At 53.3% G+C, this 20876-nt stretch carries 14 protein-coding genes; 1 reads left to right on the top strand and 13 read right to left on the bottom strand.

From position 1 onward, the window contains the following. Genes WC813_02945 through WC813_02955 form a run of 3 tightly spaced genes read right to left on the bottom strand, consistent with a single transcriptional unit; the run spans nt 1 to nt 3712 of the window. Nucleotides 1-1446: a hypothetical protein gene (locus tag WC813_02945; protein ID MFA5946956.1), complete on the bottom strand. Its 1446-nt coding sequence runs from the start codon at nt 1444-1446 to the stop codon at nt 1-3. Then, complete coding sequence (locus tag WC813_02950) at nt 1424-3112, bottom strand: hypothetical protein (protein ID MFA5946957.1); 1689 nt, start codon at nt 3110-3112, stop codon at nt 1424-1426. Before WC813_02950 ends, WC813_02945 begins: the two co-directional genes overlap by 23 nt. Before the next feature lie 12 nt (nt 3113-3124). Beyond that, nucleotides 3125-3712 (bottom strand): CDP-alcohol phosphatidyltransferase family protein, encoded by a 588-nt coding sequence (locus WC813_02955; GenBank protein ID MFA5946958.1) that lies wholly within the window; start codon nt 3710-3712, stop codon nt 3125-3127. A 19-nt stretch (nt 3713-3731) separates the two neighbouring features. Between WC813_02955 and WC813_02960 the strand changes: the two genes are divergently transcribed. Next, a complete protein-coding gene (locus tag WC813_02960) occupies nt 3732-5702 on the top strand; it encodes a hypothetical protein (GenBank protein MFA5946959.1) in 1971 nt (656 codons plus the stop codon). Between the two features lie 65 nt (nt 5703-5767). On the opposite strand, the gene WC813_02965 is transcribed toward WC813_02960, so the two are convergent. The 10 genes from WC813_02965 to WC813_03010 all read right to left on the bottom strand — a co-directional run bounded on the left by WC813_02965 (nt 5768) and on the right by WC813_03010 (nt 20866). Then, nucleotides 5768-6070, bottom strand: a complete 303-nt coding sequence (locus WC813_02965) for a GIY-YIG nuclease family protein (GenBank protein MFA5946960.1) — start codon at nt 6068-6070, stop codon at nt 5768-5770. 173 nt (nt 6071-6243) lie between these two features. Continuing rightward, nucleotides 6244-7473 carry a glycosyltransferase family 4 protein gene (locus WC813_02970; protein ID MFA5946961.1) on the bottom strand — a complete coding sequence of 410 codons (1230 nt, stop codon included), beginning with the start codon at nt 7471-7473 and terminating at the stop codon, nt 6244-6246. Beyond that, nucleotides 7470-8546 carry a glycosyltransferase family 4 protein gene (locus tag WC813_02975; GenBank protein ID MFA5946962.1) on the bottom strand — a complete coding sequence of 359 codons (1077 nt, stop codon included), beginning with the start codon at nt 8544-8546 and terminating at the stop codon, nt 7470-7472. The genes WC813_02970 and WC813_02975 overlap by 4 nt, the downstream gene beginning before the upstream one ends. A gap of 7 nt (nt 8547-8553) precedes the next feature. Next, nucleotides 8554-8889 carry a DUF2304 domain-containing protein gene (locus tag WC813_02980; GenBank protein ID MFA5946963.1) on the bottom strand — a complete coding sequence of 112 codons (336 nt, stop codon included), beginning with the start codon at nt 8887-8889 and terminating at the stop codon, nt 8554-8556. 1 nt (nt 8890) lies between these two features. Then, nucleotides 8891-9568 (bottom strand): glycosyltransferase family 2 protein, encoded by a 678-nt coding sequence (locus WC813_02985; protein MFA5946964.1) that lies wholly within the window; start codon nt 9566-9568, stop codon nt 8891-8893. A 12-nt stretch (nt 9569-9580) separates the two neighbouring features. Continuing rightward, a complete protein-coding gene (locus tag WC813_02990) occupies nt 9581-10600 on the bottom strand; it encodes an NAD-dependent epimerase/dehydratase family protein (protein ID MFA5946965.1) in 1020 nt (339 codons plus the stop codon). Between the two features lie 9 nt (nt 10601-10609). Continuing rightward, the gene (locus tag WC813_02995) at nt 10610-12691 is read right to left on the bottom strand and encodes a S8 family peptidase (GenBank protein MFA5946966.1); all 2082 of its coding nucleotides are present in this window, start codon (nt 12689-12691) and stop codon (nt 10610-10612) included. A 21-nt stretch (nt 12692-12712) separates the two neighbouring features. After that, nucleotides 12713-13414, bottom strand: a complete 702-nt coding sequence (locus WC813_03000; GenBank protein ID MFA5946967.1) for a hypothetical protein — start codon at nt 13412-13414, stop codon at nt 12713-12715. Between the two features lie 101 nt (nt 13415-13515). Then, a complete protein-coding gene (locus WC813_03005) occupies nt 13516-16398 on the bottom strand; it encodes a putative metal-binding motif-containing protein (protein ID MFA5946968.1) in 2883 nt (960 codons plus the stop codon). A 214-nt stretch (nt 16399-16612) separates the two neighbouring features. After that, the gene (locus WC813_03010) at nt 16613-20866 is read right to left on the bottom strand and encodes a hypothetical protein (protein ID MFA5946969.1); all 4254 of its coding nucleotides are present in this window, start codon (nt 20864-20866) and stop codon (nt 16613-16615) included. Nucleotides 20867-20876: the final 10 nt, after the last annotated feature.

Genomic DNA, 20876 nt, shown 5'->3' on the forward strand with positions numbered 1-20876 from the left:
TTACCAGATGAGGTCTTTCACGAATGCCTTGAGGGATGAGGCGAGCGAGCGGAACGTCAGGGGCGGTTTCTTGAAGGTGATGTCAATAGCGTGAATGTTCACTCCCCCGTCTTTTTCTTTCACGAGCGGCGCCGAAAGCACAAACTTGTAGGCTCCCCGTTCTTTGGCCAACGTTCTCAAATCGAATGTCGACGTCGCCACTCGCCAGTCACCCTCTTTCATCTGCGGCGGGAAGTACGCGATCAATGCTTTAAAAGCCTCTGGCGCGGCGGTGAAGTTTGTAAACCCCGCGGGCTCTGGCGCGAAAAATAGCGCGTCAGCAAGCGCAAAGAACCCTTCACCCGTAACCTTCACGCTTCCTCCCGGAAGAATAATCGCCGAGATATCGCGCACTGCAGTGATGCCCGTCCGTTTGGCGCGCACGGTGTCTAGCGTGATAGGCGTAGCGCCAAAGATCGCGGAACCCAGCGCGTCCGCGGTAAGCGGTTCGACCGCAATCTTCTTAGCGTTTGTATTGAGAGCGACAGGACCAACATGCGCGGCGAGCGTGATGGAATTCTTAACGACCAGATAATTCTGTTTAGTAGTAAAAGTCGAAAACACCACGTCAGACGTCCCCGAGAGCACGATGCGATATACACCTGCCGGCAAACCGTCAGGGGCGATCGTTACAGACTGGAGCGATCCCATTAAACCGTCAGCCGTGGCATTGCCGTCATCTGCAAATCCTTGTTCGGCAACCATCTCACCGTTCTTTGTGTAGACGCGAATTGCGCCTTCATCGGCACCGACGACTTGGTTCAGGTCAGACGCGTTAATGGTGATCTTCAGCGTCTCCCCATCTCCAATAGCCGTAAAAAGTTCATGCGGTCCCTGGAGCGAAAGAGAAAAAGTATGTTCTCTCTTTGAGCTCGTAGCTCCTCTGGGCGGGGCCCAGGGAAGTGCTGCCCGATAAACCCCAATTTCAGAATCCTTAATAGCTGAAGGGTCTGCACCCACAAATTCTTGGCGAACAAAGGCATTGATATTTGCTCCGAGCTTGGCGACTGGTCTCCCCGTCCAGCCATTTGCCTCCAGATTTTCAACAACAGTATTAGCGAACGGGCGAAAATCAAAAGCCTGAGCAAACAAATCCTTCAGCACGCCAAGCTCAAGGATGGCGTGACTGCCTGTGTTGAACGACAATTTCACGTCAGCCGTCTCCCAACCTCCTGGTGGAGCAAACACCGAAAAATAGACGGGCTCGTCGAGTAGCTTCACGGATCCATTTTCGACTTTGCCGACTCGCTCGCTCGGTAAAAGCGACTGAATAAAGGGCGAGGAATCGCCGACCACATAGCGGACCGTCTTCACGCCGGACAGTCCGAGATAATTATAAAGAAGACCGAGGAAGAGGATGATTGGAACGACAACAACGCCTATTTTAACGAGCGGTGACTTTTTCATGTGAGAATTTATACAGGGACTCTTCATGCATGGTTTCCACAAGCTCGATCTTGAGGCCAAGGGCTTTCAGTTTATCGCCATTCAGGTAGTCGAGGTCTGCCTGTGGGAACGTAATGCCAAAGTAATACGTTGGCACGTCTTTCACAAGTTCCGGCAGTGCAGCGTAAGTTTTATCATCGCGCAACGGAACAATTACTCGACGATACGGGAACAAATATTTGTCCGAACGATCAACTACGATCACCGATTCCGGCTCGGTCAAAGTCATGATCCGCGCGCGTTTGCCAATGAACGAATCCATCGCGCGACGCGAGGCCAAGATGCCGTCGTGGCCGAAGAAGACGAGGTTTACATTCGCGGTGAGACCGGCCAAGACGGCGAGGATGAGGACGAGGCGCGCAAGTACTCGAAGCAACCGTCGCGCACCCTGACCACCCTGAGACTCCCCCGTAGCATCCTCTTTGAAAGAGGGGGAATTCCCCAATACCCGCCAGAGTGACAACACGAAGTACGCGGCGAAGGGAATGGAGAGCGCGAAAATCGGTAGCCAATAACGGACGTGAGAATTACCAATTGTCACCAAGTCGGTGTTTGGATTATCGAAAAAGTTCCAACTGCCATAGAATGCAAACAAAGAGCCTGCGACAAGAATCGAAATCACCGTCAATGTTTTCCACGCTTTGTTTTTGTCGAATCTCCGCAGGACAAGGAGCAAGAAACCAAACACCGACGCGATCGTCATCCATGGATACAGCACGATGCCGTAGTTCCAAACATTGTTCATCACCGCGCGGGGATGAAAACCGAAAGGCGTCGCGGTAGGGGTCGACCCTTGCGTCGACCCTCCTTCGACAGCGATCGCAGGTGTAGTCGGTGGAATGTTGTACCCCGTCACCAAAGGAGATCCGTAGACCCAAGAATTCGAGGCACCGATAGCCAACCCCATGAGGCCTAACCCAAAAAGAAAGGACGCGATATTCCGCCAACCAATAATGTTGCGATAGGCGATAAGGAGGCCGAGAGCGATTGGCAAAACCCAGGCGGCTTCGCTCAACCGGAAGAAAAGTGCGGTGCCGACCATGATTCCCGAAAGCACGAACTCGAGCCGGCGGAATTCTCGAGTAAAGAGTGACCTTGTCCCGAACGGTCGGGCGACGGCAAAGAACACCGCAAAAATCAAGAAGTCGACAAACGCCACGTTGTGCATCATGACGCGCCCAGAAAAATACAAATAGGCGGGATGCGCCATTAGAAACAACGCCGATAGATCAGCTAATCCGTCATCCTCAAACACTTTCTGCAGGACGGCTCGAAAAGCCAAGACACCTAACAGGGCGAGCACTGGAGTTAATAAGAGTCCGCCGGCATCGCCAAAGCCCATCATTAAGACACCGGCTAAAAGTGGCAGACCAAGAAAACTGCCGGGTACTAAAAATTCGCCCATCACCGCTACACTCCGCGGATGAATGAGACCGCCAAGTTTTTCATTAAAGGTTTCGTGAACGGCCAAAGAACCAATGTCGGCAAACTGTTTAGCAAAAAAGAAGGCCGCATTTTCATCCGGGGAAACGAACACTCGCTCGCCGTAGGCGCTCAAGCACAAAGTCGAAACAAAAAAAGAAACAATTATCAGGCCCTTCAAAAAATCCTTTAAAAATCGGCTCATAACGGCCGTATCCTACAAGGAATAGGTCACAACTGCAATAAAGGCAAAGACGAGCGAAATCCCGAGCGTTACCTCGCCAAAACTGATCATCCCAGGGTTATTCGTCATGATACCAATGAGCAGTACGGTCATGCTCAGCACCTGTAAAATCATCTTTGTTTTGCCCCACCAGTTAGCCATCATGACCACCATCCCGCGTTTAGTACTGGCCCAAAGAATGGACGGCATGACGTCGAGCACCAGGGCCAGAATGATAATAATCGGATGGTAGTAATTGATCGCGACCAGCAAAGCCGTTCCACCGATCAACAGCTTGTCAGCCAGCGGGTCGAAAAATATACCCCACGGAGTAATCTGATTACGGACGCGGGCAAGCGAACCATCAAGTGCGTCAGTGAAGGCTGCGAAGATAAAAGCTGGAACGGCGAGGGTAAAATAACCCTTCATAAAAAGATAAAAAATGACCGGCGTAAACAACAGCCGGAACGCCGTGACGTAATTCGGCTTCACAAAAGCCGGGACAAACGGCAGCACAAGCGCCTTCATCACTTTGTCATGCGGATAGAGCTTTGGGGCTGTAGTTTGCACTGTTTCTTCCATACAAGTACCATCATTTTACATGTTTACCCGCTTTCTTCAAGCCATCATTTCCGCCGGTGCCGCCCTGGCTGTCTTTAGCATTCTAGCCACCGGAATGTATTATGTCATGCCGGTAACAACCATCGGCCTGATTGTGTGTGCGGTGGCCGGCTCGGCGATCGTCGCCGTCATCCTGAGGAGCTCCGCGACGAAGGATCTGATTGGCAGTGTCATCCCGATAACGGAGGGATCAGAACGGTTACCAATCAGATCCTTCGCTACGCTCAGGATGACTGCATTACTTTCAGTCTCCCTCCTCTCGCTCGGCCTCTGGTGGCACGCGGTGCTCACACATCCCATTCTCGAATCCGTACGGTCGCCGTGGCTGGTTATCAATTCGGCGAATTTGCTGTGGCTGTTTATCCCGGCGGTTTGTGCGGCGGTTTTATTGATAGGAGGACGCGAGGACGGGGCGAGCCCCGTCCGTACAGCCGCGGGGTTCGGTGTAATCGTAATCACGTTATTTTCCGCGTTGTCATTTGCCGCTGCGGCATATCCCCTCGGTTTCGGTTTTGATCCGTTTCTGCATCGAGCGACCATCCAACATATCGCTGAGCATGGGACGATCACGCCGAAGCCGCTCTACTACATTGGCGAATATGTGATCGAATTGTTTGCGATGAAGGTGCTCCATTTGCCACTCATGTTGGTCGACGTATTCTTGGTGCCGCTCTTGGCGGCGACGTTGATTCCGGCGGCGGTGTTTTTGCGGGCGATACGCCAGGGCGGGGCAAGCCCCGCCCCTACCGCGGCGATTTTATTATTTCTACCTATCGCCGCATTTGTCCAAACCACACCGCAGGCGTTGGCGTTCGTTTTTACAACGGTCGCGATATTGATCACGCAAAATACAAAAACCGACAGCGGGGTTAAAAACCCCGCCTTCCCGATAATCCCATCGATCTTTGCCGTTGCGGCGCTGACCGCGCATCCGATTGCCGGACTCCTCGCCGTCTTCTTCGTCGTTTTGAATTTCTTGGCCGATAAGAAACGCGCGTGGTTCATCTGGACGTCCGTCTTGGCGACATTCGCCCTTCCCTTTGCATTTATTGCGCAGTCGTTCAAAGCACATCAGCCTTTTGGCATTCAAATCCCAGGGCTTCACGAAATTGCAGCCCTGCCCCTGTCCTCATTCTTTGGCACGCATTTCAACGCCTGGGGCGACACGGCGTATTTGGTGATCGGGAACATGTTCCTCGTCACGGTGACGATCGGGATTTTCGGTGCATGGCGAATGCACAAGGGGGCGCCGCAAGGGGCGTCCGTACGATGGATTCCCTTGATTTGCGCGGGGATTGCGTTTTCGAACTTCTTGATCTTGGGATTATTCTTTGAGTTCCCTTTCTTAATTTCGTACGAACGGACGGATTTTGCGGCGCGGATGCTCACCCTGACGGTGTTGTTTTTGATGCCGTATATGCCGTACGCGATGACGCGTGCGAAGGGCGGGGCAAGCCCCGCCCTTACAGCGCGACGCGCGTTTGGTGTCGCCATTGTCGGCGTTGTATTTGTATCGTCGGTGTACGGCGCGTTCCCACGGTACGACGCATATGCATCTTCAGCGGGGTTCAATGTGACAAAGGCGGACTTTGACGCCGTTAAGGCCATCGAAGAATACGCCGCCGGACGGGATTACGTCGTTCTTGCGAACCAGGCCACATCGTCCGCGGCCATCTCGACTCTCGGTTTCAAAAAATATTATCACGGCGACATCTACTTCTACCCTATCCCCACTGGCGGCCAGCTGTACCAACTCTATCTCGCCATGGCTGACAAACCGCGTGAAGCGATCATCGACAAAGCTCGTGCACTCACCGGCGCCCAACTGGTCTTCTTCGTCATGGACGATTATTGGTGGGACTCCAAACGCGTCGTGGAACAAACAAAAACCATCACGGACATCACCTGGACCTTCGGCGACCACGAGGTGATGGTGATGGTGTTTGAGTAGGATGGATTGGTCCTGATCAGGATCCATCCTGAGCGCGAGCGAAGGATCAGACCCTCCCCTCCACCTCAGGAGAGCTCGACGAGCTTCTCAAACAGGTCTTCCCACTTCGGATTCTTCGAGGTAACGAGCTCAGCCTTCCTCGCTCGGTTCCATCCCTTCAATTGTTTCTCTCGAAATAATGCCGTGTCTCGATCTGGAGTAGTTTCAAAATAGACGAGCTTCACACAGTTATTCTTACTTGCAAATCCAGGCACGAGTTTATCTTTATGTTGCTGAATCCGTTCCGGCAATTGCGTGCTCATCCCAATATACAAAACATTGTTCGTTGGGCTCGCCATGATGTAGACGCCACATGAATCGTCATTCATACAATGCTTGGAGGTGAAAGTCTGACTCTTCGCTCTCGCTCAGAGTGGGGACCATGATAAATTCTCAAGCATTCCATCCTGAGCCATGCGAAGGATCAAACTTTCACCGGTGAGGGTCGGACTCTTCGCGCTCGCTCAGAGTGGAGACCGGAATAATTCGCAAGCGATCCATCCTACCGCCCCACAATCATTCTCTCTTTCCGGTGCTTGATGGCTTCTGCACAAACACGCTCTAGTCGCTCTGCGTACTTCGGCAGCGAATAGTCGGCGACTGTTTTACTAGTCTCGTCGCGGCGCTGGGCGAATTCGTCCTTGCGTTGATCTAGGATTGTGAGCGCGCGCAAGAAGTCGCCTCGGTCGCCGGGGATAAACAGGAAGCCGTTTTTACCTTCCTCCACCAGTTCGCCCACGCCGCCAATTCTCGAAGCCAGAATCGGCAAACCAGCCTGGAGGCCTTCGTAAATAACCGTTGGAGAATTCTCGTAACACAGGCTCGGCACGACGAGTGCGTCAACAACTCCAAACACGTTCACAATCTCCCCCGGCGGCATGTAACCCAAGTAAGTGATGCGTTCGTTTTCGCTGGCGTGCTTCTCTGTCCACTTTCTGAGCACCCCGTCACCCGCAATCATGAGGCGCGCATCAATCGGCAAGGTCGAAATAGCGTCGACCAAAAAGGCTAGACCCTTATGCTGGGCGAGCTGGCCCACGAACAAAAGTTTCAGCGGTCCGCCAGAACGGCCTTTCTTTGGCGAAATATCATAGGTCGGTGCCGGGTTAGGCATCACCTCAATGTTAGTACCCGTGAAAAAGCCGGACCGGCGATACATGCGCTCAAGATAATGCGACGGCGAAATAACGACGTCCGGATTCTTAAATTTAGCGCGACAAAAAAGCTGGTACACCTTATAGAACGGTTTAATGAACCACGGCGTCTGCTCTTTACCGAACATGACGAGGCCGGAGGGAACGATAAGCTGCAAATCGTGAATCACGTGCACATGCGGAATCTTCATCTGACGCATGACCTTCGGAATAGACAGGCCGAGTCCTTTTAGGTTATGCGTAATGACCACGTCCGGCTGTTCATTAACCATAACCTTGCGCACCACCTCCGCTCCATGTCCAGAGAAGCCGTCTATTAGATGCCAAAATAATCTGATGAGCCACGGATATTTATAATCGTTCAACGTGAAGTACAAATTGCGCGGATAAAAACGATAAACACGCTCAACCGTTGAGCGATCCAAAATAATTCCCCTCCCTTCAGAGCGCGGCTGGCCGGTAATCACAAACACGTCATGTCCACGAGCCAGGAGTTCCTGGACCGTGCGAACAATGACCGTTTCAGCTCCCCCGCGGGCGTGGGGCGGATAGAGATTTGTAATGATTCCTATCTTCATACCTTGAGTACTCCGTTATACGCCTGGAGCAATTGGCGTGCAATAGCCCCGCTGTCATACCTTTCCATAACACGTACGCGAGCGGCTGAGCCCATGATTACTGCGTCTTCTGGGCGATCGGCGAACTTCTGAAGCTGGTACGCCAAATCATCTACGTCACCAGGTTTGGCGAGGTAGCCCGTACGGCCTTTTTCGACGAGTGTCCTGACGCCAGGAAGGTCGCTGACAACCGAAGGCAGGCCTGAAGCAGCGGCCTCGAGGGTGACGAGACCGAAGGCTTCCCCGCCGTTAATGCTCGGCAGTACGTGCACATCTGCAGAGCGATAGACGTTCGGCAGTTCTGTGTCTGACACGCGACCGAGAAATTTCACGCGGTCGGCGATCATCAAGTCAGAGGCGAGGCGCTCGTAGAATGCCTTGAGGTCGCCATCGCCGGCAATCACGAGTCGGGCACTCGGCGCAAGTTTAGCGAAGGCACGCAGAAGAATATCCACGCCTTTGAAGTCGTGCGCTTTGTCGAGGCCGCCGACGAAGAGGTAGACCACCGACTTCCCCGTAGCCCCCTCTTTGAAAGAGGGGGAACACGCCACACCCGGCGCGAAGCGCGTGCTGTCCACGCCGAAAGGCATTTCGGTCAGGCCGTCGTGAGAGAGACCGGAGGCTTCTGCGTACTCAAGCGAGCTCACGAAAATCTTTTTGGCGATGAGAAAAATAAATGGTTCGATGAACCAACGATGCAAGGTAAAAATAACGTTGCGCCAATCCTTTGTCACGGCCTTCATGTGATACGTGAGTACAAGAGGCGTTTTGTGAATTATCGACGCGAGCACAGCAAACACGTCCATGCCGTAACACGGATAGTGAACGTGGATCACGTCGAAGCCTTTCAGCTTCATGACAAGTGACGGCATCAACGCTGCGTTGCCGTACGCAAAGAGTGACTTGGTCGTGCTCGGCTCAAAAACGACCACATCATGGCCAAGGGCTTTAAGAGCGTTGGTCTGGGCTTCGGCAACATGTCCAATACCCCCCTTATAAGGAGGGAAAACTGCGGAAACGACAGCAATTCGCATAGATGCCCTATTCGTTGGGCTTTTTGACGTTCTCAATGGCTACCGCCCGCACAAGCGATGTCATCTCCGCGGACAGCTTCTGCTGGGCAATCATGAGCCGATACACGGTGAACGTAAGGACCACAATGGCAGAGTAGACAATGACGTCTGCGCCGCGGCCGATGCCAACAAAGTTAGCAACAATGTTCGCTAAGTTCGGCACGAGCGCGACCGCGATAACGACGATCCACAAAAGCGTGAAGGCGATGGCCCAATATTTGGAAGCTTCTTTTTTGGAATACTGCTTCCACGTTTTATAAATGGCGTACGCAGCGAATGAAACAAGGATGATTTGGAAAATCATATTAGCCAACAAGTTTCTTTTTCAAAATATCGGTAGCCGTAGCCATTGCTTTTAGCGTTGATTGTCCCTTCTGCAACGTCTCCTCGCTGTAGCGAATGGTCACGGGACGCTCGACGTACTTTAAACGCTTGTTCACAATAATGTCGAGAATCTCTGAAGCATGCGCCATGCGGTCGAGTGAAATACGAACCGACAAACCGGCGTTCCTCGAGAAAGCTCGAAAGCCGTTATGAGTATCGGTCACTTTAATGCCAGAAAGTCCGCGCGTAAACAGAACTCCAAGCAGGATCATCGCTCGGCGAAGTCCTGGCATATTCTCCGCTTCGCGCCCAAGAAAACGAGAGCCGAGCACCACGTCAGCCTCGCCCTTCATGATTGGTTCGAGCATCAGCGGAATCTCACCTCCCCGCATCTGCCCATCAGCGTCAAAATGCACAATCGCCTCCGCGCCAAGAACGTTAAGCGCGTAGTCCATGCCAGTTTGGAGCGACGCCCCCTGGCCGCGGTTTAATATATGCGTCAGCACATGCGCACCGGCTTTACTAGCAACCTCGCCGGTCTTGTCTCGACTCCCGTCATCGACAACTACCGCGAATGGCACGTACGCCAAAGCATCGCGAACTGCGTCTGCAATCCGCGCTTCTTCGTTATAGCCAGCAATAACCGCCACCACGCGCATAGATGGGGTTATCTAACCTATATTTCCACCATTCGTCAAAAGAACCTTATTAGCACGAACGTAATCTATTGCTTTCTTAAGTCCGTCCTCAGTCCTAACGAGCGGAATCCAACCAAGCTTTTCACGAGCTTTATTCAAGGATGGGAGACCAAGCGGCACCATGTGGGCTGCCTGAGCCTCATAACTAATCGCCACTTCCTCACTTTCCGTCAGCGTCATGATCTGTTTGGCGATATCTGAAATTTTCACCTCAACATCGCTGCCAAGATTTACGGGACCAATCCCCTTCTCCGCCCGCATCAGACGCGTCAAACCGTCTACCACATCTGTGACATAGGCCAGTGTTGTCGTTGAGTTCTCATCGCCCATGATTACAATTGGCTGTCCGTCAAGCACATTTAAAATAAAATCTGGAATCTGGTGGCCCTGGAACAACGGCATGCGCGGACCGAAGGTCCTAAAGATACGGGCAATCTTGCAATCCAATCCGTAAACATCCGCATAAGTGGTGAACATGGTTTCTGCGAAGCGTTTGCCTTCGTTAAAGCAGGCACGGGGGTTCAAATGATCTAGCACGCCGAGCTCTGACTCATCAATCCCTGCTTTTATGCTCGCATCACGGGCGCCATAAACTGTAGCCGAGGAAGTTAAAAGGGCACGCGACTTATATTTAACCGCCAAATCAAGAACATTTTTAGTACCCAATGAATTAGTGAGCAAAGCCGGCATCCGATACTTTTCAAAACCTTTTACGGCTGTGGGCAGGGCCAAATGATAAATTTCCTGGACACCGAGAAATTTTACTTTAAATGGTTCGAGCTCCGGAAAGGTCTCAAGGTCGAACGGAACGGAAATGTCGAGCTTCAAAAACTGGAAGTCGGGATTGCGCAAAAGCGATTCAATATTGCGAACATGCCCCGTAGAAAAGTCATCGACGCAGATGACGTGATTCCCTTCTTTGAGAAGCACGTCGCACAAAAACGATCCAATAAATCCTGCGCCTCCCGTAACCAAGACATTTTTTTTATCCATATTATTTATTTACCAAGCTCCAAGTGAAGTGCCCAAAGAGCCGATAAGTTTAGAGCCAAGTGTGCCCATTATATTCCCATGCGAAGTAAAAACCTGTACTTCACCGGCGCCATGTTCTGGGGCCACCACAATATCCTCTTTACCGTCTACATCTATGTCTGAAACGGCTACCACCGCGCCGGTTTTAGAAGATTGATCACCCACCCAGAACTGTCCCCATACCGCACCAATCTTGTTAAAGATGCGGATATTGGAGGCCCCTGGCGCACGCGGGGCGGTCACAATCTCGTCTCGATCGTCGCCGTCAAAGTCGCCGGACGACAGTGAGATGCCATAAGTCATGGTTGGCGCATATGCCAAGAAATCCACCAAAGCTTTTCCATCATTATCATACACGGCTACACGGGGGATTCCAGACAAGGCGCCAAACACCATTTCTTGATCATAGTCCTCATCAATGTCAGCCACCGTGGCGGTGAGCGGAGTGTCGGCGGCGAACCCGACCACCGGAAACCGGAATTTCTCTACACCATCTTGGCCGAACACCACAGCATCAGTGCTGACTCCGGCCCCAACCACGGCTACAATGTCATCCGAAAAATCCCCGTCCACATCACCCAGGGCCACAGAGACTCCTTGTCTTGTTTTCTCATCAAAAGCAAAGAACGAACGAATGAGTGCGCCAGTAGCGGTGAAAATTCGTATCTGTGGACCGCCGCCTTTTCCAGCCGAAGCAATAACCTCAGGAACACCATCGCCCGTCAGATCAGCCAGGCCCACCCGAACACCGCCCAGAAAAGTTGGCGCAAAAACATAGAACTCTGCATATGGCGTACCGTCAGCCTTATATACTCTGACGTTCGGCGGCTCGCCAGGCGCTGCGCCGAGGGCAATAAACGAATATGCCGAATCTCCAGTCAAACCGCCACTACTCGCCGCTGGCGGCTTAGTGGTTGAAGGAATTGGCGCAACTGGGAGTGGTCCGGCCGGGGCGGTGCCCGCCAATGATTGAGCCACGGATAGCGCGCGAGCGATATTCAATCGGCCGACGCCTAGCGAACCCGGACCAGATAAGGTCACTTTCACCGGGTCAACCGACAGCTTGATGGCAGTCCTGACTTGATCAACCGTCAGCGTTGGGAAAGCTGAAAGCATCAAGGCGGCGGCTCCGGCCACCATTGGGCTAGCGGCGGACGTGCCATCCCAAGAAAGCTGGGTACCAAATAATCCAGTGTCTCCGTCACTCAAAGTTAAACCCTGAATATTCGTGCCGGGCGCGCTTAAATCCGCACAGGCGTTTCCAAAATTAGTGAATTCAGTTTCAGAATCACTCTCGTCAGTAGCGGCCACGCCGATCACCCAATCCTCCGTTTCTGATCTGAAACAGGCCGGGTAGACCGGCGAGCTGTTCACATCCCTTCCATCATTCCCGAGCGCGGCCGTAATGGTCACCCCGGCATGATAAGCATCAATCACCGCCTGCCGCAAAGCCGAACCAGACACGTCCCCCACAAAACTGAGATTAATTACTTTCGCCCCATTTTTCACCGCGTAACGAATAGCGCTGGTCGCCTCCTCTTCTCCCCCGCCGCCTTGTTCATCTAAAATTCTGAGCGGCATGATACGAACGTGCCAATTAATTCCCGCGTAACCAATACTATTATTCGTGGCTGCTCCAATAATGCCGGAGATCAGAGTTCCGTGCGATGTAGCAAGCGCTGAAGAATTCGCGTCCGGAATAGTCCCCTTGGGAACCGGAGAATTGTCATGATCCACAAAATCCCAACCTTCGACATCATCAACATATCCGTTCCGATCATCATCCAGGCCATTGCCCGGAATCTCATTAGTGTTCTTCCAAAGATTGTGGACTAAATCTGGATGATCAAGATCCACCCCAGTATCAAGAACGGCCACGATCACCGAGCCATCACCGACCGACGTATCCCAAGCGGCCTCAACATTAATCAGGCGCAAGTACCACTGCTCAGCAAGATATGGATCGTTCGGGGTTTTTGCCAAGACGCACAAAGGCGGGGTTAATAACCCCGCCATCACAAAACAGATCGCGACGTTCCCAAGAAAGCGCATATGCGCACAGTATACCCGAACCTACTTCACAATACATGTCGTTTTCAGGGCCTGGAGTTCATCCGCAATACTTTGGTTCTTGGGCGAAAGAGTTTTGGCTACAGAAAAATGGTCAATAGCGCGTTGGCAATCTCCAGCGTTCTGATACCACCGACCAAGCTGCACCATGTTCCAGGAAGTCTGCCCGCGCTTGGCCACGTAAACTTCTAAAAGTTTTTTCACCGAATCCTGGTCAGCCGGGAAATGCACCTCCAAGAGCTCGACTAAATTAATATAAAAACTTTCTGGTCCCTGGCCAGCACTGAGTTCTATAGCGTGCTCAAAGGCTTTTCTGGCACCAGAATAATCACCCATCTTGGCCAGTACGTTGCCGTAAGAATTGGTTGCCGCGTAGTTAAGCGGATTGCCTTTTAGTTCGGCTTCATATGCTTCACGAGAAGTGATCAGGTCGCCAAGAACCAAGGCATAGTTACCCACCGCATCATATCTATTCAAATTCACCTCTCCGCCATCAGCCTGATCAGCCGCTAAAGCTGCCTGCGCGGTCCTCAATTGATTCTCAACATACGCCCGCGTAGCTGGATCCATATCAACCTGAACATAAGTGGTCAGTCCGCGATATTTAGCCGACGGTCCAACCAAGAGGAAAACTCCATACCCTAAAGACAGGAGAAGAACGAGAGAAACGGCACCAATAATATAGTGTGTGCGAGTCAAAGCCATATGGGCGAAAGTATAGAAAAACCTGGTAAAAAGAGCAACCCCGCGTTTCATCCCTGTACCCTCAAGCGAGAGGGAGGATAAAACACGGGGTCACGATGGTCTCACTGTACGGTAGCTGCCCCGATCCACGCTTCGGTGAACCCGACCAGGTCAGTGGCCGTGACGCCACCGGCGCAGAGGACGAACCCTTCGGTCGTATTCCCAGCGGTCAGCCAGGTCACCACCTGCCGATCCGTACCGGCAAGCACGGTCGACGTCGAGTAGAGCTCTGTAGCGGCCACATGATCAACCACGTAGTCAGACAACCGATACACTCGGAGGATCTGTCCGTTGGTCGACGACTGGTTAGCGTAGTCGAACGTCATGGCGTACTTGTTCCCTACGCCCGCGGTAAAGGTGTACGCACGACACTCGTCCGCAATACCGGCCGCACCACCAGTGTTGTCAAAGTACGCAGCGTTCCGCGTACTCCCGAGCGTGGTGGTGAAAGCGAGCGGTCCAGTAGGTCCCCAAGTGGAGGGTCGACCGAGCGTGTACGAGTACGTCGTCCAACTTGAGAGCGCCCCGCACCCCATCGTCACGTCACACGAGTTGCCAATGAGGTTCGGTCCCGTGAACCGAGCGACGAGCGCGCTGCCGGAAACTGCAAAGGTGGTCACTCCGTCCGTGTGGGCAAAGGTACCGTCACAGTTGTCATCAGACGCCGTCTTGGACGACTCCGCCACGCCCGGGTGGACGAACGGCGCACGGTCGTCACAGTCACCGGCGGCCGAAGCGTAGCCAACGGGCGCACTGCACGCTTGCTTGGTTGGCGCAGATGTTCCGTACCCATCAGCGTCAAGGTCCTGGAAGAATGTCGGCATAACGCCTTCGTCAATCCCGGACCCGCAGTTGTTGTCTACCCCGTCGCAGACCTCTACGGCCCCGGGGTTCACGAACTTGTCAGTGTCATTGCAGTCCGTCGAGACGCTGGCGAACCCGGCCGGAGCCGAGCAAGCAGCAATAGTCGACGTCGGAATTCCGTACGCGTCTCCGTCACCATCCTGGTAGTAGGTGTTCTTCACGCCTTCGTCAACTGCAGTATCGCAGTCATCGTCGGCCCCGTTGCACGCCTCAGCGGCCACGGGATTGATCAGGCTCTTCGTGTCGTCGCAGTCCGTGCTGTTGGCTGCGAAGCCGACGGGCAGGCTGCAGGCGAGCGTGGTGACGAGCACGTTGCCGTACTGATCACCGTCTGTATCCGCGAAGTAAGTGTTCTTCACGCCTTCGTCAATTCCGCCTTCGCAGTCGTCGTCCACCCCGTTACAGACTTCCGTCTTCCCGGGATTTACGCCGCTCTTGGCGTCATCGCAGTCAGTCGCGTTGAGCACATAACCCGCGGGCGGGCTGCACTGACTGACGGATTTGGAGCTGTCCCCATAACCGTCATTGTCACTGTCCCGATAGTACGTGGCACTGCCAGTGGCGCCGTTATCCACGGAGCCGTCGCAGTTGTCGTCCTTACCGTTGCAGACTTCCGTTCCGGCAGGGCTGACGAGCGCAGTTGCGTCATCGCAGTCCGTGGAGGCGGCTACATACCCGGCCGGAGCCGAGCACGCTTTGGTCGAGGTGACTCCCCCGTACCCATCTTTGTCGCCATCCAAGTACCACGTCTTTGCGTCAGCAGCGTTGTCGTCGATCTTGCCATCGCAGTTATCGTCGAGACTGTTGCACACCTCCGTGGCGCTCGGGTTCACAGACTTGCTCGCGTCGTTGCAGTCGCTCTCATTGGCCACGTACCCGGCGGGCGGCGTGCAGGCTTCCGTAGAAGTCCCGCCGCCAAACCCGTCACCGTCCGTGTCCTTGTAGAACGTCAGCAAGACGCCTTGATCGATGACGCCGTCACAGTCGTCATCACGGTCGTTGCAGACTTCGCTCTCGTCCGGGTTAACGGCCGGACGGGCGTCATCGCAATCACCGTTCACGAGCGTGTACCCGGCCGGAGCCGAGCACGCCTGTTTGAACACGTCAGAACCGTAGTTGTCCTTGTCCGTGTCCTGGTAGAACGCGATGAGCGTCCCTTCGTCGATCCCATCCGCGCAGTTGTTGTCCACCCCATCGCACACCTCTGTGGCGGCAGGGTTGACCTCAAACGCAGAGTCGTCGCACTCGAGACAAGCAAAGAAGCCGTCTCCGTCACCGTCCTCTGCGCCGTAAAAGCCGTCGCAGTTGAGGTCCTCCGGGTCCGTGCAACTCTCGGCCGCACCCGGATAGACTGCGGCATTCCCGTCATCACAATCCTTACTCTGGGCTGCGTACCCTTCCGGCATCTCACAGGCCAGAATCTGACCAGACTTGCTGTTCGTACCAACTCCGTCCTGGTCAGCGTCCTTGTAGAACTTGTCCTGACCGATCACGGAAGCGTCTTCGTCGTCCACGAGCAAGTCGCAGTCGTTATCAATGAGGTCGCAGACCTCCTGTGCGACCGGATTGACGGTGGGGTTGTTGTCATCGCAGTCAACAAAGCCATCGAACCCGTCTTCGTCATCGTCTTTGATCTCCACCTCCGTCGTCTTGCCGTCGCAGTTCCGGTCGACACCGTCGCCAGGAAAGTCAGGAATACTCGGGTTGATGTCAGGATCCGTGTCATCGCAGTCATCGGCGTTGTACACGAGTCCCTCAACTCCGTAGACCTCACAGCCCCAGAGCTCGGCACTGCCGTCTCCAAAACCATCACTATCTTTGTCCGCGTAGCGCGGCAAACGCTGATCGCTGCCCGCGTCTCCCTCCTCGCAGTCATTATCAATCCCGTCACACGGAATTTCCTCGACTGCCGGGAGGTCATTCTCCTCATCGGTATCACCATCCCAAACGTTCGGGTGAACCAACGCGTCATTGTCGTCGCAGTCATCAATTTCCACGAAGAATCCATCGCCGTCCGCATCAACTAGCGGAATGTGATCCGGCAGGATCAACGCGCAACCAGAGAACATGAACGAAGCCATAACCAAACAGTTGCTGTAACGCATTGAAGCACCCCTAAAAGCTGTGGCTTGATAGCCGTTTTCGTAACTCAAGGCCAAATAAAAATAGCAAAAAAATGCTGTTTTGTCAAGTATTTTACCTAATGTTAGCGAAGAAAAACCAAAATCCCCCTCAGCTTTCGCTTTGGGGGATTTTGCTGTCTTAAACCTTTTGGCTTAGGACGTCACACTAGTCTTAGAAGACCAATGTTCCGCCGGAGACCGTGAGGCTGTCGACCAAGTACGAACCCCAGTAATCACCGGTGTTCGTAGCCGAAGCTGCGGAGTTAGTTCCATCATCCTGCCAGAGCAAGGTGCCCGGGAGGCGCTGGATGTCGTCCGTAAGATCGTATGCCGTACCAGTGAGCGTAGCATCAGATGTGTAGATTCTGGAACCAAGGTATCCACGAACAACGTAGAGGTTGTGAGTTGCGATACCGGTCACCAACATCTTTTCATCTGTAGAAGCCACCGTCGTAGCATCAGCCGTGCTGTAGTTGATCACATCGCCTACCTTGAAGGCAGTGCCGTCATCAACTGCGAGCGTGTTAGCCGTTTCCAAGAGATCCGTCACGTTCGAAGCGTCAGCAACGTTCAAGTACGTTGAAACGATTGGATCGGTCGGAAGATCGAAACGGATAGAGTCGTCGTTGGCTGAGCTTGCACCAGTTGAGTCAAAGTACACAGCGAAGTTATTCGAGGTGCCCTTAGCTACAACCTCAGCAACTGGGAGCGCGATGCCCACAAAGCTGAGATCCTGGGTGAAGTTCGTAGTGTCACAAGCTGCACCTGTTGACTGGTAAAGTGTCCAGTCAGCATCTGCAGTGTCCAACGTCTGAGACGTGCCATCCATCGTCAAGTTGTATAGATCGAAGTCGGCAGTCGTCGTTGCGACAGCTGGGTTATCCGTGTCACATTCGTTCCAGTCAACACTGGTAGCGTCTGTGTTGGAAGTGTCGTTATCCGTCAAAGTCACCTTGAAGAGCAGCTTGTTCAATACTACGTCTTCGTTAGAAGAAGCAGCAACTGAGAAGCGGAGCACTTCAGAGCGGCCTGGAACAGCGCTACCGGAAGGTGAAGAGGAGCTGAGTGTAACCACCGGCTTAGTTTCCTTAACCACGAAGGTAGGAACACTGTCGGTTGCGAACACATCATCACCAAGATCAGCAATTCCTGAAGCTGCCTCGTCAAGCGTGAAGCCAGAACCGGCTCCAGTTGCCTTGAACGATTCGCTGCCGGAGTTGTCTCCATCAGAGAAGGCCATACGGATCTTTTCGTTGCTGGTAGCGGAACCACCAGAATCACGATCCGTAGGAGGCAAGTTCACGTAGACCTTAACATCCTTAGGTGTACCAACCGGTACGTACATCAATAGACCAGAGAACGTCGCAGCGTTTCCAGACATAGAGGCCGTAGCCGTACCCGTGGTGCCGTCGGCCTTAGGGTAAGAGAGGGTCACGAGAGAGATGTTGTTAGCGTAGACACTGGAATCAGCTGTAGAAGCCGTTCCAAGCATATCGTCTTCAGCCTGTTCTTCCGTGAAAGACAGCGTCTGAACGTTGAAGGATTCAAGTGTCGCTGCGAAGCGATACTGAGCTACTTCTACGTTGTTGGTACCTGTCAGCGCGAAGTCTGCGCTTGGGGTGCTTGAACCAACAGTCACTGAAAGCGTACCGGAATCAGATACCGTGACAGTGCGAGTAGGTGCAGTTCCACCGTTCACCGCGTTGCCCGTAGCTGTAACCGAGTTGCTTGAAGAATCTTCAGCTGTAATGTTGGTACCAGCCAAAGCGATGTCGAATGCGAAGAACGCATCGCCAGTCGTTGAGGTGTTAGCAAAGTTACACTGAACAGTCATGTTCTTAACGGCACCGGCTGCAATAGTCCAGCTCATGGTGCTGAAACGAATAGTCTGACCGTTAGTTGCTGGAGCTTCTGGACCGGCTACGCGCGTAACACCGTCATAGAGCGAGCAGGAGTCAACGTAATCGTTAACGTCTGCGCTCTCAGAGGTTGTGCTAACGCCACCACCGATATCGTAAGTACCGCTCACAGACGTGTCCTGACCGTAAGCAGAAAGCGTCAGGTCAGTGATCGTTACTGGAGAAGCCAAACCAGTAGTCATAGTGAAGCCGACCACAGATACGTTCTGTGTACCGTCAACAGTGGTGACGCTGGTTGGCGTGCTGGCCAAGGAAACTACCAAGGAAGCCTGTCTGGCAACCTGGGTGTAACCAGTGATGTCTGAACCAGGGATGATATCCGCGGTAGCAAGAGCATCGCCGTTCGTGTCTTCCGTAACAAGACCACTCATGTCAAAGATGGCAGCAAGGGATTCACCAGAGGTGAGGCCGTTGTCTACGTCAGCCGTGACCGCCAAGTTCAATGTCTCACCGGCGTTCAAGGAGAAGTCATCTGTGAAGTCAATGATCTGAAGAGCGTCTTCTGCAGTACCAGTCAAGCTGGTTTCTGAAGAAGCGTCATCCGTAGTCGTGTCAAGCTCCAAAGGACCCATGATTACAGCGCCGGTGTCAGCGTTGATGATCTTGATGTCCTTCAAGTTAGCTTCAGAACCGGAGTTAATCAAACCGTCATCATCAGCGTCACCAGTTTCCTGACCTTCTGTAACGGTGCCATCGTCGTCATCATCAGCAGCTACCTGGATGTCCAGGTCCTTAATGGTGATGAACTGAGTAGCCGTGACCGAGAATTTCAAGAGGGTCTGGTCCTGAGAATCTACCTGGACGTCGCCAGCAGCTGGGCCATTGAAAGCAAACGTAAGTTTGCCGCCCTTAACCGTGCTGAAGGAACAGTTACCAGATGAAGATGTGCAGGAAGCACCGTCATAAGTACCAACGGTTCCGGTATCAACCGTGAGGCCGAATCCGAAGTCACCGCCGATAGCTACGATGTCAACATTGTTGTCGATGAACACCTTAACGGTGTCAGCTGACTGTCCACCAATATCCGCGGATACTGAGAAGATGTTGTTGCCACCTTCATTGATGTGGAAAGGATGTGCGGAGAGATCAAAGACCACCCAGTCACCGGAGGAGTTAACACCAGTGGTAAGAAGAACACTGCCATCCCACAGACGGAAGTCTGAGTGATCAGAAGCGTTGTCTACCTTAACGGTGATAGCGGAGATGTCAGCTGCTTCGGAGCCGTTAGCGGCTGCCTTGAAGGAACCGATTTCTGCATCCTGAGCGCCAACCGTTGGGTCAGCGATCGTGCCGGACTTTGTGATCAAGAGAGTTCCAGCATCAGCACCAGTGAAGGTGAAGATGTTACCCGTGATTGGGAAGGAACCGCTCACTGATCCTGCAGACACTACGTCAGCAGAGTTGGCAACCTTGAAGCCGAACGTATCAGCTGCTACCTGGGAGGTGGAAGTGGTCACGCGCACCGTGTAGGTGTGCATGCTGTTGGCAGCGATGGAGCGGTTCAAGTTGTTGAAAGATACCTGGCGAGTGGAGGAGTTCACAGTGCGTGATTCCGTCAAACGCGTGCTACCTTCGTACAAGTAAACGCTAGAAATGTTGTTGGTGGAACCAGCTCCAATCATGGAGAGGGTTACGCCGCTAAACGTTGCTGCTGCGCTACCTGCCTGTACGTTGAAAGAAAAGACCTGCACGGAGTTCGATCCACCTGGGAGCGAAGCGCCGGCTGGCATGGAAGAAGCTGCGGAGACCGTCAGGCCGCCCGTAGAAACTACCGTACCAGTTACCGTCTGTGCGTCATCGGACACCGAAGCTTCCTTCGTGGTCAAATCTGCACCAGCGGACAAGGCACTATCTACAACACCGGCGCCATCCATGACGTACATGGACTGGAGACCGTTAGCTGACATACCAGCTGAGGATACCAAGCGCTTTGCACCATCCCAGTTAAGGTAGGTGTTTCCAGCACTCGAGTACATCATGCCGTTGTAAGCTGTTGCACTCATAAGAGATGCACCAACCGTGTAGTCCGTGAAGAAGACATCTGGCACGTCCATGATGCGCTGGTTCCAGTCGGATCCAGCGTAAGCGACGGCCACTGCTTCTGTTTCAATCCAGTAAATCTTACCGTTGCGGCCTACTGCGTAGGTCTTCGGGTCAGAGGTCACCTTGATCCATGAAGAACCTGGGCGGAACACGATGTTGCCACCAAGAGTAATGTCAGAGATCGTGCTGTCAGAGACAGTCATGACGCCGCTGAAATCAGCTACGCCAGAGCTGTTGGAGTGCCAGCTTGAGTATGTTTTGAGGTTAGGGTACGTGTAGCGCATACCGTCATAACCGTAGTAGTAAACCGTAGAGAGCGAAGCGCTCCGGATACGGTCACCAGCGGCTGCAGCGTGCGTCACGGCTGGGCTCATAAGAGCACCGGCGCCAATCGAGAAAGCGATCGTCGCTGCAGCTACTGCGGCAGAGAGAGCGCGCTTTCCTGTTTCTAGAACATGTTGCATAAAGTTACAG

The organism is Patescibacteria group bacterium, from assembly GCA_041659765.1.
Lineage (GTDB): Bacteria > Patescibacteriota > Patescibacteriia > UBA9934 > UBA9934 > JAGORL01.